General features: G+C 74.7%; 12 protein-coding genes, 1 tRNA gene and 3 pseudogenes. 7 read left to right on the top strand and 9 right to left on the bottom strand.

All coding sequences use genetic code 11. The annotated features are described in order from the left end of the window. Positions 1 to 11: 11 nt before the first annotated feature. Entirely contained in the window at positions 12 to 1,370 is a 1,359-nt protein-coding gene (locus tag ACLB9X_RS23345) for a glycosyltransferase 87 family protein (protein ID WP_410362327.1), read from the bottom strand. Between the two features lie 113 nt (positions 1,371 to 1,483). Between ACLB9X_RS23345 and ACLB9X_RS23340 the strand changes: the two genes are divergently transcribed. Then, on the top strand, positions 1,484 to 2,830 hold the full coding sequence (locus ACLB9X_RS23340) for a molybdopterin-dependent oxidoreductase (protein WP_410362326.1): 1,347 nt from the start codon (positions 1,484 to 1,486) through the stop codon (positions 2,828 to 2,830). Positions 2,831 to 2,835: 5 nt separating this feature from the next. Further along, the gene (locus ACLB9X_RS23335) at positions 2,836 to 3,264 is read left to right on the top strand and encodes a hypothetical protein (RefSeq protein ID WP_410362325.1); all 429 of its coding nucleotides are present in this window, start codon (positions 2,836 to 2,838) and stop codon (positions 3,262 to 3,264) included. On the opposite strand, the gene ACLB9X_RS23330 is transcribed toward ACLB9X_RS23335, so the two are convergent. From ACLB9X_RS23330 to ACLB9X_RS23320, 3 genes are read right to left on the bottom strand one after another with little or no spacing between them, the layout of a single operon-like run. Further along, positions 3,243 to 3,944: a class I SAM-dependent methyltransferase gene (locus ACLB9X_RS23330; protein ID WP_410362324.1), complete on the bottom strand. Its 702-nt coding sequence runs from the start codon at positions 3,942 to 3,944 to the stop codon at positions 3,243 to 3,245. The genes ACLB9X_RS23335 and ACLB9X_RS23330 overlap by 22 nt on opposite strands. Then, on the bottom strand, positions 3,941 to 4,570 hold the full coding sequence (locus ACLB9X_RS23325; RefSeq protein WP_410362323.1) for a DUF2064 domain-containing protein: 630 nt from the start codon (positions 4,568 to 4,570) through the stop codon (positions 3,941 to 3,943). Before ACLB9X_RS23325 ends, ACLB9X_RS23330 begins: the two co-directional genes overlap by 4 nt. Continuing rightward, positions 4,567 to 5,268, bottom strand: coding sequence for a glycosyltransferase family 2 protein (locus ACLB9X_RS23320; RefSeq protein WP_410362322.1), 702 nt, complete (start codon positions 5,266 to 5,268; stop codon positions 4,567 to 4,569). The genes ACLB9X_RS23325 and ACLB9X_RS23320 overlap by 4 nt, the downstream gene beginning before the upstream one ends. Before the next feature lie 116 nt (positions 5,269 to 5,384). Here ACLB9X_RS23320 and ACLB9X_RS23315 point away from each other — a divergent pair, with 116 nt between their 5' ends. Both ACLB9X_RS23315 and ACLB9X_RS23310 read left to right on the top strand, forming a co-directional pair. Further along, positions 5,385 to 6,107, top strand: a complete 723-nt coding sequence (locus ACLB9X_RS23315) for a response regulator transcription factor (protein WP_410362321.1) — start codon at positions 5,385 to 5,387, stop codon at positions 6,105 to 6,107. Continuing rightward, entirely contained in the window at positions 6,104 to 7,222 is a 1,119-nt protein-coding gene (locus ACLB9X_RS23310) for a sensor histidine kinase (RefSeq protein WP_410362320.1), read from the top strand. The genes ACLB9X_RS23315 and ACLB9X_RS23310 overlap by 4 nt, the downstream gene beginning before the upstream one ends. A 378-nt stretch (positions 7,223 to 7,600) precedes the next feature. Here the strand turns inward: ACLB9X_RS23310 and ACLB9X_RS23305 are convergent, their stop codons facing one another. From ACLB9X_RS23305 to ACLB9X_RS23295, 3 genes are all read right to left on the bottom strand, one after another. Next, positions 7,601 to 8,662, bottom strand: coding sequence for an NAD-dependent epimerase/dehydratase family protein (locus ACLB9X_RS23305; RefSeq protein WP_410362319.1), 1,062 nt, complete (start codon positions 8,660 to 8,662; stop codon positions 7,601 to 7,603). A 106-nt stretch (positions 8,663 to 8,768) separates the two neighbouring features. Further along, complete coding sequence (locus ACLB9X_RS23300; RefSeq protein ID WP_410362417.1) at positions 8,769 to 9,296, bottom strand: DM13 domain-containing protein; 528 nt, start codon at positions 9,294 to 9,296, stop codon at positions 8,769 to 8,771. Between the two features lie 208 nt (positions 9,297 to 9,504). Next, positions 9,505 to 9,578 (bottom strand) — tRNA-Pro (locus tag ACLB9X_RS23295). A 146-nt stretch (positions 9,579 to 9,724) separates the two neighbouring features. Between ACLB9X_RS23295 and ACLB9X_RS23290 the strand changes: the two genes are divergently transcribed. Beyond that, positions 9,725 to 10,429: a transketolase gene (locus ACLB9X_RS23290; protein WP_410362318.1), complete on the top strand. Its 705-nt coding sequence runs from the start codon at positions 9,725 to 9,727 to the stop codon at positions 10,427 to 10,429. A gap of 64 nt (positions 10,430 to 10,493) precedes the next feature. After that, entirely contained in the window at positions 10,494 to 11,393 is a 900-nt protein-coding gene (locus ACLB9X_RS23285; protein WP_410362317.1) for a transketolase family protein, read from the top strand. A gap of 40 nt (positions 11,394 to 11,433) precedes the next feature. Here ACLB9X_RS23285 and ACLB9X_RS23280 read toward each other — a convergent pair. Further along, positions 11,434 to 11,652: pseudogene (locus ACLB9X_RS23280) on the bottom strand (CGNR zinc finger domain-containing protein); the annotation flags it as partial. Between ACLB9X_RS23280 and ACLB9X_RS23275 the strand changes: the two are divergent. Then, positions 11,651 to 12,112, top strand: a pseudogene (locus ACLB9X_RS23275) (MBL fold metallo-hydrolase); the annotation flags it as partial. The pseudogenes ACLB9X_RS23280 and ACLB9X_RS23275 overlap by 2 nt on opposite strands. 373 nt (positions 12,113 to 12,485) lie before the next feature. On the opposite strand, the pseudogene ACLB9X_RS23270 reads toward ACLB9X_RS23275, so the two are convergent. Continuing rightward, positions 12,486 to 12,852, bottom strand: a pseudogene (locus ACLB9X_RS23270) (MmcQ/YjbR family DNA-binding protein). Positions 12,853 to 13,003 lie beyond the last annotated feature (151 nt).

Raw genomic sequence — 13,003 nt, 5'->3', positions numbered from 1 at the left:
CGGTGGGTGCGTTATCGGACCTTGCTGCCGCGGGAGCGGGCCGCCCAGCCGCCGGCGACGGCCGCCGCGGCGAGCGCGTACGCGATCGTGCCTGCGTCGGGGACCGCCCGGGCGGTGACGTAGGCGGCGGCCCCGGCGACGGCGACGCCCAGCCACTCCCACCGGCCGTCGAGCGCGACGAGGGCGACGAGGAGCAGGGCGTACCAGGAGTAGCCGGGCGTCGTCAGGAGGAAGGCCGTGCCGGTGACCACGAGGGCTCCGCTCCAGGGGCGTTCGGGGTCGCCGCGGCGGATCACGTACAGGCTCACGGCGAGCACGCCCACGATCACCGCGGGCAGGGACGAGGAGTCCGGCAGGACGAGGCGCAGGAGGGCGTAGCGGTCGTCGGCGGACGCGTCCCGGTAGCCCTCCTCCTCGGCGTAGCCACCGAGATAGCCGAGGACGGAGGAGCGGGAGAGGAGGATGTACGGGAGGTAGAGCGCGGCGAGCACGGCGGCTGCGGGGAGCAGGGTCGCGGCGGCGTCGCGTGGACGGCGGACACCGGACAGGGCACCGGGGATCAGAACGGCCGGCAGGAGTTTGGCAGCGGTGGCCAGGCCCAGGAGGGCGCCTCCGCCAGTACGGTGACGAACCGTCAGGCCGAGCGCGACGGCGGAGAGCAGGACCGCCAAGACATCGGCGTGGGCGTTGTTGACGGCTTCGACGGGGACGGCCGGACACCAGGCCCAGTAGGCGGCGTTGCGCGGGTCACCCCTGCGGCGCAGGATCCGGAGCAGCACCAGGGTGGTGGCGAGAGCCAGGACCGCTCCGCCGGTCTGGAACGCCTTGTGGCGGACGCCGTCCGGGGAGACGGCGTGCACGGCGAGGAAGTACAGCTCGCCGGCCGGTGGATAGACGGTGTGGACCCGCGGGCGGTTGATACGGGTGCACACGCCGTCGGAGACAGGGGCGAGCCCCGGCTTCCCGCAGGCGTCTGCCGTGGGGAAGAGCCAGGTGTCGCGGAGCGGCACGAGCGCGGGATCGGCGGGGGCGTGGTCGTAGGGGGAGATGCCCGCGGCCTGTACCCGGCCGTCCCAGGCGTAGCGGAACGAGTCGGTACTGGTCCGTGGCGCGGCCACGAGTCCGGTGGCGGCCACCGCGACGCCCCCGGCGACGACGAGGGCGGCGATGTGCCGGGCAGGCGCCTTGCGCAGGGTCCAGGTGGCCGCCGCGAACAGAGCCCAGGAGGCGGCGTACCACCAGGACAGGCCGGCCGGGTCGGCGCCGTAGCCGTCCTTGCGGACGGTGAGGACGAGCACGGCGGTGAGCACGGCCAGGAGCACGGAGGCGGCCACCGTGGCGCGCGGGGTGGTGGCGGGCGGGCGGGTCACGCCTTCACCCTGGCAGCGGCCGGGGCGTCGGGGACGGCGGCACGGCAGGGCGTCCGCGTTTCGTAAGGTGTCGGATCCGTCCGCGCGAGTGGCCGGCGCGGTTGCATGGGTGCATGGGATCTCGAATCGGCCGGCACCTGCACCTTCCGGCCTTCCGACTGCCCGCGCTCCGGCTGCCGCGGTTGCGCCTGCCTGCCTTCCGCCGACCCGCGCTCCGGCTGCCGTGGCTGCGCTTGCCCGCCTTCCGCCGACCCGCGCTCCGGCTGCCGTGGCTGCGCTTGCCCGCCGTCCGTCGGCCCGCCGTCCGCCTGCCGCGGCTGCGTCTGCCCGCCGTCCGCCCACCGGCCTTCTCCGGGCGTCTGCACGATCCGCGCACCGCCACGGTGATCGGGCGGTGGCTCGGCGTGGCGCTCGCCGTGTGCTTCCTCACGGGGCTGATCAGTCACTTCCTGCAGAGCCCGCCGGCCTGGCTGGCCGATCACCTGCCGTCGCGGCCGGTGTGGGGATACCGGCTGACGCAGGGGCTGCACGTCGCTGTGGGACTGGCGGCGATCGTGCTGCTGCTGGCGAAGCTCTGGGCGGTCTACCCCCGGCTGTTCGTGTGGCCGCCGGTCCGGTCGGTGCGGCACGCTCTGGAGCGGCTGTCGGTGGCGGTGCTGGTGGCGTCGGGCGTGTTCCAGGTGCTGACCGGCCTGTTGAACATCGTCGAGTGGTACCCGTGGCCGTTCTCCTTCGTGCCGGTCCACTACGCCGTGGCCTGGGTCCTGGCCGGGTCCGTGCTGCTGCATCTCGCGGTCAAGGCACCTGACATCCGGGCCCATTGGAGCAGGCGGTCCGCGGGCACCCTCGCGCTGCCGGACGAGGAACGGGACGGCCCGGACCGCAGGGCGTTGCTGCTCGGGGTCGGGGCGGCCGTGGGCGCCGTGACCGTCACGACGGTCGGCCAGTCCCTGACGCCGCTGGCCGCCGTCGATCTGCTGGCCCCCCGTCATCCCGGTCACGGGCCGCAGGGCCTGCCGGTCAACCGGACGGCGGCCGCCGCCGGGGTGACGGACACCGCGGTCCGGGACTGGTCCCTGGAGGTGCTGGGGCCGCGGCCGTACCGGTTGACCCTCGCCGAGCTGGGCGCACTGCCCCGGGTCCGGGCACGGCTGCCGATCGCGTGCGTGGAGGGCTGGAGCATGGATGCCTGGTGGAGCGGTGTACGGGTCCGGGACCTGATGGAGCGGGCGGGAGCCCTGCCGGGCTCCGGGGTGCGGGTGGTGTCCCTCGAAGTGCGGGGCGCGTACCGGGTGATGGAGATGGGGCGGGAGTACGCGCAGGACCCGCTGACACTGCTGGCACTGCGGCTGAACGGCGAGGTGCTGTCGGCCGACCACGGCTTCCCGGCGCGGATCATCGCGCCGAACCGGCCCGGGGTGCTGCAGACCAAGTGGGTCACCCGGCTGGAGGTGTGGTGAGGTCCGTGTCCGTGGTCCGTTGCGCGCTGGGTGCGCTGGGCCTGTTGCTGATCGGGGTCGGCGGCCGGCAGTTGGCGGCTCAGCCCGATCCGTACGACGTCCTGCTGTGGATGGCGGGCGCACTGGTGCTGCACGACGGCGTGCTCGCGCCGGTGGTGCTCGCCGTCGGGCTGTTGGTCGCGGCACTGCCGGCGCGCCCGGTGGTGCGCGGCGCGCTGGTGACCGGCGGGGCACTGGTGCTGGTCACGCTGCCGCTGCTGGTGCGGCCGGGCGCACCGCCCAACCCCTCGGCGCTTCCCCTGCCTTACGCGCGCAACCTGCTGCTCGTGCTGGCGGTGGTCGCGGCGGTCGCGCTGGCCTGGGTGGTCCTGACCCGCCTGCGGCGGCGGGTCAGGGCGTCCAGGGCCGGCCGTCAGGGCCCGCCGGAGGACTGAGGGCCGGGCGCGAGTTCGGCGAAGTGCCGCCCCGCCGCCGTCCAGGCACGGGTGACCGCCCAGCCGGCCCTGGCAGCGTGGTGGAGCAGGGCCCCGGGCCCGACCCGGGCCCAGGGAAAGGGGGTGCCGAGCCCGCCGCGCCCGTCGTCCAGCCGCACCTCGCAGCGCTCGTCCACCTCGACGGCGGCGGCCTCGGCTATCAGCCGCCCGCTGGGAGCGAGAATCCCGGCGACCCGCCGCAGCAGCGCCACGGGATCTCCGCCGATGCCGATGTTGCCGTCGACGAGCAGGGCCGTGGCCCACCGGCGCTCGCCGGGCAGGGGTTCGAAGACGGACCGGCACAGGGCCGTGCCACCGCGGCGTACGGTCCGTTTCACCGCGGCCGGGCTCACGTCGACCCCGAGCGCCGTGTGCCCTCGCCCGGCCAGCGCGGCCACGAGTCGGCCCGGACCGCAGCCGATGTCCAGAACCGAGCCGCCGCACCGGGCGAGCACGCTCTCGTCGGCGGCGTCCGCGTCGGCGCACCAGCGTTCGACGTCCAGGGGCAGCAGCCAGCCGTCGTCGCGACGCAGGAAGAGCGGGCCGTGCCCGGCGTGCAGCGCCCCGGCATAGGGATCCTCCCGCCAGGCCGGACCGGGTGGTGTGCCGGTCCTGTCGCGCGCGGTCGCGGGGGCCGTCACCGCGCCGTCCGCAGGGCGCCGGTCAGCCGGTGATGCAGGGTGGCGAAGCGTCCGGTGGGGGACTGGCCGGCCACCACGGCCGCGTCGGCCGCGGTGTCCACGTCGCGCAGGCGGGGCAGGAGCCCGGTCCGCAGCCCGGCCGCGCGCAGCCGCGCGTACTGCACGGCACCGGTCTCCGGCACGGACATCGGTACGCCGAGCAGCAGCGCGGGGTCGGGGGTCGCCAGGCCGAGGGCCCAGAACCCGCCGTCGACGGCCGGGCCGAACCATGCGTCGCAATCGCCGAACTCCAGGGCCGGGCCGAGGAGTTCAGGTGTGACCTGCGGGGTGTCCATGCCGATCAGCAGTGCCGGGCCGGTGCAGGCGGCGAAGGCGGCGGCGAGCCGTTCGTCGAGGCCGCCGGCGCACTGGGGCACGACGTCGAAGCCGGGCGGCAGCCAGGGGCCCGCGACCCCGTCCAGGACCAGCACGTGCCGGTCGGCGGGGGTGGCGGCCGCGGCCGCGAGGGTGTCGGCGAGGGCGGCTTCGGCCAGGGCCGCCGCCTCCTCGGGGGTGAACGGCGGGGTGAGGCGGGTCTTCACCCGGCCGGGCAGCGGTTGCTTGGCGATCACGAGCAGGCTCGTCACCGGACACCTCCGACGGCGGTGGTGTGCGGGGCCTCGGCGAGGACCGCGCGCATGTCGCGGACCGCGTGCCAGGTGCCCCGCCAGGTGCCGGTGACCTTGGACTTGCCGGCGCGGGGAAGGTAGGGCACGTCCTCCTCCCGGATCCGCCAGCCCGCGTCGGCGGCCCGGACGACCATCTGGAGCGGGTATCCGGACCGCCGGTCGGTCAGGTCCAGGCCGAGGAGGGCCTCGCGGCGCGCCGCTCTCAGCGGGCCGAGGTCGTGCAGCCGCAGGCCGGTGCGGCGGCGCAGCATCCGGGACAGGGCGAGATTTCCGGCGCGGGCGTGCAGCGGCCAGGCGCCCCGCCCCTGGGGCCGGCGGCGGCCGAGCACGAGCTCGGCCTCGCCCGCGGCGACGGCCCGGACGAAGCCGGCCAGCCGGCCCGGGTCGAGGGACGCGTCGCAGTCGCAGAAACACACGAACTCGGCCTCGGCGGCCAGCAGTCCGGCCTGGCACGCCGCGCCGAAGCCGCGCCTGGGCTCTCGAACGACGGTGGCCCCGAGCGAGCGGGCGATGCCGGCGGATCCGTCGGTGGACCCGTTGTCCACCACCAGGGCCCGCCAGCCGGCCGGGATGCGGGCGAGGACCCAGGGCAGCGCACCGGCCTCGTTCAGACAGGGAAGGACGACGTCCACGGTGTCAGCGGTCACGACTGCCACCGTAGGAATTCGCGGCGGACATAGCGGACATCGACTCCTTACGAAACGCGGACGTCGGCCGTACGGCGTGATCCCGGAGGGGACACCGGGAGGCGGCCGGTGCGAGGCTGGACGTCATGAGTACGCGTACGCCGCCCGCCCGGATCCTCGTCGTCGACGACGATCCGACCGTCGCCGAGGTCGTCACCGGCTACCTGCACCGGGCCGGCCACAGCGTCGACCACGCCGCCGACGGCCCCACCGCCCTCGACCGGGCGGCCCGCCACCGGCACGACCTGGTCGTCCTGGACCTCATGCTGCCCGGCATCGACGGACTGGAGGTCTGCCGCCGCCTGCGCGCCGACCGCCCCGTGCCGGTGATCATGCTGACGGCCCGCGGAGCCGAGGACGACCGGATCGCGGGCCTGGAACTGGGCGCGGACGACTACGTCACCAAGCCCTTCAGCCCCCGGGAACTGGTCCTGCGGGTCGAGTCCGTGCTGCGGCGCAGCCGCGCCGGGGCCGCGGCGGCGGGCGGCGGTCAGCCGGTGCCGCGCCGGGCCGGCATCCAGCTGGATCCGCAGACCCGTCGTGCCACCAAGGACGGGCGGCCGCTCACCCTCACGCTGCGGGAGTTCGATCTGCTCGCGCACTTCCTCACCCACCCCGAGCGCGCGCACAGCCGCGAGGAGCTGATGCGCGACGTGTGGGGATGGGACTTCGGCGACCTGTCCACCGTCACGGTGCACGTCCGCCGCCTGCGCGCCAAGATCGAGGACGATCCGGCCGCGCCCCGGCTGATCCAGACCGTCTGGGGCGTCGGCTACCGCTTCGAGCCGCAGGAGGAGGGCCAGCCGTGAAGGACATCCTGCTGATCGCCCTCTTCGCCCTCGGTGGCGCGGCGTGCGCGGGTGCGCTCGGCGCCCTGGCACTGCGCCTGCTCCGGTACAGGTCGGTCGCCGTGTCCCTGACCGTGGTCGCGGCGGTCACCGTCACGGCCATGCTCGCCGGCACCCTCGCCGTGGCCTGGGCGATGTTCCTGTCCCCGCACGACCTGACCGTCGTCACCCTCGTCGTGGCCATGGCCGCCGCCGTCTCCCTGGCCACCGCACTGCTGCTGGGCCGCTGGGTGGTGGCCCGCAGCCGGGACCTCGCGCGCGCTGCTCGGGACTTCGGGAACGGTGGCAGTTTCGCCGCCCCGCCGGCGCGCGCCACGGCCGAACTGGCCGACCTCACGCGCGAGTTGGCCGCCACGAGCGCCAGGCTCGCGGCCTCCCGGGAACGGGAGCGCGCGCTGGACACCTCCCGCCGCGAACTCGTCGCCTGGATCTCCCACGACCTGCGCACCCCGCTCGCCGGACTGCGCGCCATGGCCGAGGCCCTGGAGGACGGCGTGGCGACCGAGCCCGCCCGCTACCACCGGCAGATCCGCACCGAGGTCGAACGCCTCGACGTCATGGTCGGCGACCTCTTCGAGCTCTCCCGCATCCACGCGGGCGCCCTGGAGCTGACCCGCAGCCGCGTCTCGCTGCGGGACCTGGCGGCCGACGCCCTCCTCGGCGCCGACCCGCTCGCCCGGGAACGCGGCGTACGGCTGCTCGCCGAGGACATCGCCCACGTGCCGGTCGACGTGGACGGCAAGGAGATGACCCGGGTCCTCGCCAACCTCCTCGTCAACGCCATCCGCCACACTCCGGCCGACGGCACCGTGGCCGTGGCCGTCGACCGGCGCGAGGACACGGCCGTGCTGTCGGTCACGGACGGCTGCGGCGGCATCGCCGAGGAGGACCTGACGCGCGTGTTCGACACCGGCTGGCGTGGCAGCCCGGCGCGGACGCCCCCGGCGGGCGCCGGACTCGGACTCGCGATCGTCCGCGGCATCGTCGAGGCCCACGCGGGACAGGCCGAGGTCCGCAACGTGCCCGGCGGCTGCCGCTTCGAGGTGACCCTGCCACTGGCCGGCACGGGCGCCTGACCGGCGGCCCGGGCGGCCACCGCGTCGAAGCGCCCCGCCGCCGGCCGACGTGCTCGACCCCTGCAGGGACCGGCCCTCGTCCACCCGACCCGGCGGAGGCGCCCCGGACGGGCCGTCGTCCACCCGACCCCGGCGCAGGCATCCTGGACGGGACATCGGCTACGCGACGCCGACGGGGGTACCGAGACCGGGCCGCGGCTGCCCGGCCGTGCAGGCGCCCAGGACCGGCCGTCGTGTACCCGACCCGGCGGAGGGGCGGGGTCGTCGTCCACCCCGGCACAGCACCCCTGACGGGGCGTCGGCTACGCGACCCCTGTGGCGCTGCCCAGGACCGGCCGTCGGCCCCACCCGGCGGAGGCGCCCGGCACGGGGCTCCGGCTACCCGACCCCGGCCGAAGCCCGTTGCGGAGCCCGCGCGAAGTCGGACATGCCCTCGGCGAAGCCCACCTCCGGTCGCCAGCCCAGTTCGCGGCGCAGCCGGGACGAGTCCGCGGTGATGTGCCGGACGTCCCCGAGCCGGAATTCGCCGGTCACCACCGGATGCGGCCCGCCGTGCGCGGCCGCGAGCACCGCCGCCATGTCCCCGACCGTGTGCGGTTCGCCGCTGCCCACGTTGTAGGCGGCATGTCCGTCCGCGGACGTGCGTTCCAGGTGGGCCAGTGCGGCCACGTTGGCCCGGGCCACGTCCCGTACGTGCACGAAGTCCCGGCGCTGCCCGCCGTCCTCGAACACCCGCGGTGCCTCGCCGACGGCCAGCGCCGACCGGAAGAACGACGCCACGCCCGCGTACGGGGTGTCCCGGGGCATCCCGGGACCGTACACGTTGTGGTAGCGCAGCGAGATCGCCCGTCCGCCCGTCGCACGCGCCCAGGAGGCCGCCAGGTGCTCCTGGGCCAGTTTCGTCGTCGCGTAGACGTTCCGCGGGTCGACGGGCGCGTCCTCGGCCACCAGGCCCGGCACGAGCTGCGCACCACAGCGCGGACAGCACGGATCGAACCGGCCCGCCTCCAGGTCCGCCACTGTCCGCGGCCCCGGCCGGACCACCCCGTGGGCGGGGCACTCGTACCGGCCCTCGCCGTAGACCACCATCGACCCCGCCTGCACCAGGCACCGCACCCCGGCCTCGGCCATGCCCGCCAGCAGCACCGCGGTCCCGAGGTCATTGCAGGCCACGTAGGCCGGGGCGTCCGCGAAGTCCTTCCCGAGCCCCACCATCGCCGCCTGATGACACACGGCCCCAACTCCCCGCAGGGCGGCGCGCACGGCCTCCGGTGCGCGGACGTCACCCCGGACGAACTCGGCATCCGGCAGCTCGGGAGCGGTGGGGTGCGCCGCGGGCAGCAGCGCGTCCAGCACCACCGGCTCGTGCCCTTCGGCGGCCAGCGCGGCCACCACCTGCGAGCCGATGAACCCGGCTCCTCCTGTGACAAGTACTCGCATGCCCCGCACGCTACGGCGACCGGTCCCCGCCACGGCCGCTCCCGCACCGGGGCGTAACGCTTCCGTCATCACCAGGGTGTGACCGGCTGACGTGCCCCGCGCCGGATCAGGCGGCCGTCAGCCGGGCCGCGCCGAAGGAGACGTCGAAGCGGTCGCACCAGATGCTGACGCTGGTGTACTCGGACAGCTTCACGTCCGCCGGGATCGGGTAGTTCTGGTCGCCCTTGTTGCCCTTGAGCTTGCCCAGGCTGACGTACTTGCCGTCGTCGAAGACGTGCCAGCCCGCCGTCCCTTCCTTCACCGGGGCGTCGGTCAGCCACACCCGCAGGTCCGGCCCGTTGCTGGTGTCCAGCCCCTCCAGCCGGAGCGTGTGCGAGCCGTCCGGCAGCCGGACGATCTTCGCGGTGCCGGTGGTGGTGTGCTCGTGGCTGATCAGGCTTCCCCGGGCAACGGTCTGCGGGGCCGGGGGCACCGATTCCGTCGGCGCCGCGGAGGTGGGATCGGCGGCCGGTGTGCTCGGCGCCGCGGTGGGCAGGGCTTCGCTGACCGTCTGGTCCTGCCACAGCTTCCACGGCTGGAACCAGTACAGCCCCGCGGCCACCACCACGGCTGCCACTGCCGCCGCCACGATCATCAGCGCCCGACGACGCCCGCCCTCACGCTTCACCACGTGCTCCTTCCTCGTCCCTCAGACGCATTCAACGTCATCGGGACGCCGCGGCCCAGAGAACCGCCCATGACGGAAGTGTTACGTCGGATGCCGAGGCCGCACCGGCCCCGGACGCACGAAAGGCCGCTCCCTCAAGGATGAGAGAACGGCCTCCGACCTGCGAAAAGCAGAGTCGGGACGACAGGATTTGAACCTGCGACCCCTTGACCCCCAGTCAAGTGCGCTACCAAGCTGCGCCACGTCCCGGTGCCCGTGTGACCTGGGGTTTCCCCCGGCCGAACGCGCATGAGAACAATACCGCACTCGACCCGGTGGTCACGAACCGGTATTGCGCCGACCCGCGCGCGGGGCGCGCTTGACCTCAACCAGACTTCAGGTTGCACGGTGGGGCCATGACGACGACGCAGACCACACGGACAGTCGGGTTCGCCGATCTGAACCGGCTCATGGCCCTGATGACCGGCGACGAGAAGCACGGTCCCGCCGCGACCTCCACCCTCGACGCGCTGTGGGTCCTCTACGACCGCGTACTGCGGGTGACCCCCGAGACCGCCGACGCACCGGGCCGCGACCGCTTCCTGCTCTCGAAGGGGCACGGGCCCATGGCGTACTACGCGGTTCTCGCGGCCAAGGGCTTCTTCCCCGAGGAGTGGCTGCCGGGCTTCGGCTCGTACGACTCCCCGCTCGGGCACCACCCCGACCGGATGCTCGTCCCGGGCGCCGAGGTCGGCAGCGGCTCACTGGGACACGGGCTCCCGCTCGCTGTCGGGACCGCGCTCGGCCTGCGGGCACAGGGCCTGACCGACCCGCGGGTGTGGGTGTTGATCGGCGACGCCGAACTCGACGAGGGCAGCAACCACGAGGCGATCGCCTACGCGGGGCCGGCCGGCCTGGAGCAGTTGCACACGCTCGTGATCGACAACTCCTCCGCGACGTACGGCTGGCCCGGCGGCATCGCCTCCCGCTTCGAGGCGGCTGGCTGGTCGGCCGAGACGGTTGACGGCCGTGACCACGAGGCGCTGTACGCGGCGTTCACCGCGCCGCACCCCGGACGCCCGCGGGCGGTCGTCGCCCGGGTCGAGCCCAAGAACGCCTGACCGCGACGCGCCCGCGGCGACACCGCGGTCCTTCCACCACTGCCGACGAGGGGAACCACGAACGATGGACACCATGCGCGACCGCTTCATCTCCACCACGACACGACTGCTGGACGAGGATCCGCGGCTCGCACTCGTCCTCGCGGAGATCAGCCGGGACGGCTTCGACGCCGCCCAACGCCGCCACCCGGACCGCGTGATCAACGTCGGCATCCGCGAGCAGCTCCTCATCGGCGCCGGCGGCGGCATTGCGCTCACCGGGCTGCGGCCGATCATGCACACGTTCGCGAGTTTCCTGGTCGAGCGGCCCTTCGAGCAGGTGAAGCTGGACTTCGGGCACCAGGGGACGGGCGGTGTGCTGGTCAGCGCCGGCGCGTCGTACGACTGGCCGGCCGGCGGCTTCACGCACATGTCGCCGGGCGATGTCGCCCTCCTGGACACCCTGGACGGCTGGACGGTGCACGTCCCCGGCCACCCCGACGAGGCGGAGAACCTGCTGCGCAAGGCTGTACGGGGCGACGACCGGGTGTACGTACGCCTGTCGAACCAGTCCAACGCGGCGCCCCGCCCGGTGACCGGAGCCGGTTTCCTGACCCTGCGGGAAGGCCGGGGCGGTGTCGTGATCGCCGTGGGCCCGATGCTCGACAACGTCCTGGCGGCGACGGAGGGCCTCGATGTGAGCGTGCTCTACGCGACGACCGTGCGCCCCTTCGACGCGGCGGCGCTGCGGGCGGCGGCCGGGGCCCAGCGGGCCGCCGACGTCGTGATCGTCGAGCCGTACCTCGCGGGCACGTCCACGACCCGGGCGACCGAGGCCCTGGCGGAGGTGCCCCACCGCGTACTCGATCTCGGTGTCGCGCGGCGGGAGCTGCGCAGGTACGGCACGATCGACGAACACCTGACGGCCCACGGCCTGGACCCAGCGGGTCTGCGCGACCGGATCAGGTCGTTCCTCGCGCACTGACTCCCGGCCCCCGCGGCCCGTCGTCCCATCGGCGGCTTCGTCAATCCGTCCCGGACTGGGTGCGGCGGGCATACGCGCGGGCGGCACGGGCGCGGTCGCCGCACCGGGTCGAGCACCAGTGGCGGCGGCCGCGGCGGAGCAGGTAGCGGTTGCAGGGGGGCGAACCGCAAGGGGTGAGGCGTTCTGCGTCGGGGCCGGTGAGGAGGTCGGCGGCGTCGGCGGCAAGGGTCGCCAGGGCGTGGTCGACGATCTCGGTGGTGGCCGACTGGGAGTCCGTCGAGCTGGAGCGCCCTGGCGGCGGCACGATCACCGTGACCGCCGCCCCTGCCATCCATGGCCCCGGCCCGCGCGAGGCGGTCGAGCCGTTCGCCGGCCAGGTCGTCGGCTTCGTCCTCACCGGAGAGGGCCTGCCCACCGTGTACGTCAGCGGCGACAACGCCTCCCTCGACCTGGTCAAGGAGATCGCCGAGCGCTTCGCCCCGGTGGACACCGCCCTCCTGTTCGCCGGAGCTCCTCGATTCCCTGTGCTCTTCGACGGTGACCCGCTCGTCCTGGACAGCACCCAGGCCGCCGAGGCCGCCCGAATCCTCAGCGCCCGCCGGGTCGTTCCGGTCCACTACAACAGCTGGACCCACTTCACCGAGGGGCGCGACGAGTTGGCAGCCGCCTTCACCGCTGCCGGCCTGGCCGCCCGCCTGGACTGGGGGCATCAGGGCTGAGCCGGCACGAACGGCTCCGGCCCGACGGCCGCTCGCGCTCGCAGTGGCGGGACCTTCCGGCCGGCAGCACACCGACGGAGGCCGGGCGTGAAGCCGGCTCCAGTGGACGAGGAACCCGGCTGACGGTCGTCGCCCGCCACGACGGAACGGGCCCTGGCCGACCTGACCCGGGATCACGACGCGGCGGGGCCGAGGCGTGCGATGCCCGGCCCCCCACCCCGGCCGTTCCGTGCCGGGCCCCGAAGCCCCCGCGCGCAACCGGCCCGCGCCCCCGCCGTTCCGTGCCCGGGCCCGCGGCGCCCCCGCCGCGCCCAGCCCCACGCCCCCCGGGACCGGGGCACCGCGCCCCCCACCGCTCCCGCGCTCCCGTCCGTCACCTCGGCGGCGGTGACGCCAAGTCCGGGTGGGCGTCGAGGAGTCTGCGAGGAGCCGCCTGGCGCCAGGAGTCCAGGAGGATCGCCCGCAGCTCCTCCTCGTCCTCCAGCGCCCCCAACCGCACGCGCAGCCACGCGTAGTTCGTCGTGGCCCGGACGCAGGAAGAACTTCTCCGGCTCCGCCGCGATCAGCTCCGCCCGCTCCTCCTTGGGGCACTTCACGCCCATCACGCGGTCGTCGTCGTCCAGTGAGGCGAAGATCCGGCCGCCCGCCTCCAACCGGAAGGTGGGCATCCCCCAGGACAGTTTCTCCATCGCGCCCGGCAGCGCCAGCGCGATTCTGCGTACGTCGTCGGCAGTGGCCATAACAGTGACCGTACGACGGACCACTGACACGCGCCCGAGAGCGCGGCGAGCGCACCGCGCCACGGACACGCCCCCGCGCCCGCGACGCGACGAGGACCCCCGGCCCTCTCCGACCCGGAGGGCGCCAACTACCCCGGCACGTGGGCGCTTC

Source organism: Streptomyces sp. 5K101 (assembly GCF_046506645.1).
GTDB lineage: Bacteria > Actinomycetota > Actinomycetes > Streptomycetales > Streptomycetaceae > Streptomyces.
Note: the sequence above shows the minus strand (reverse complement) of the source record. Positions and strands in the feature narration are given on the sequence as shown.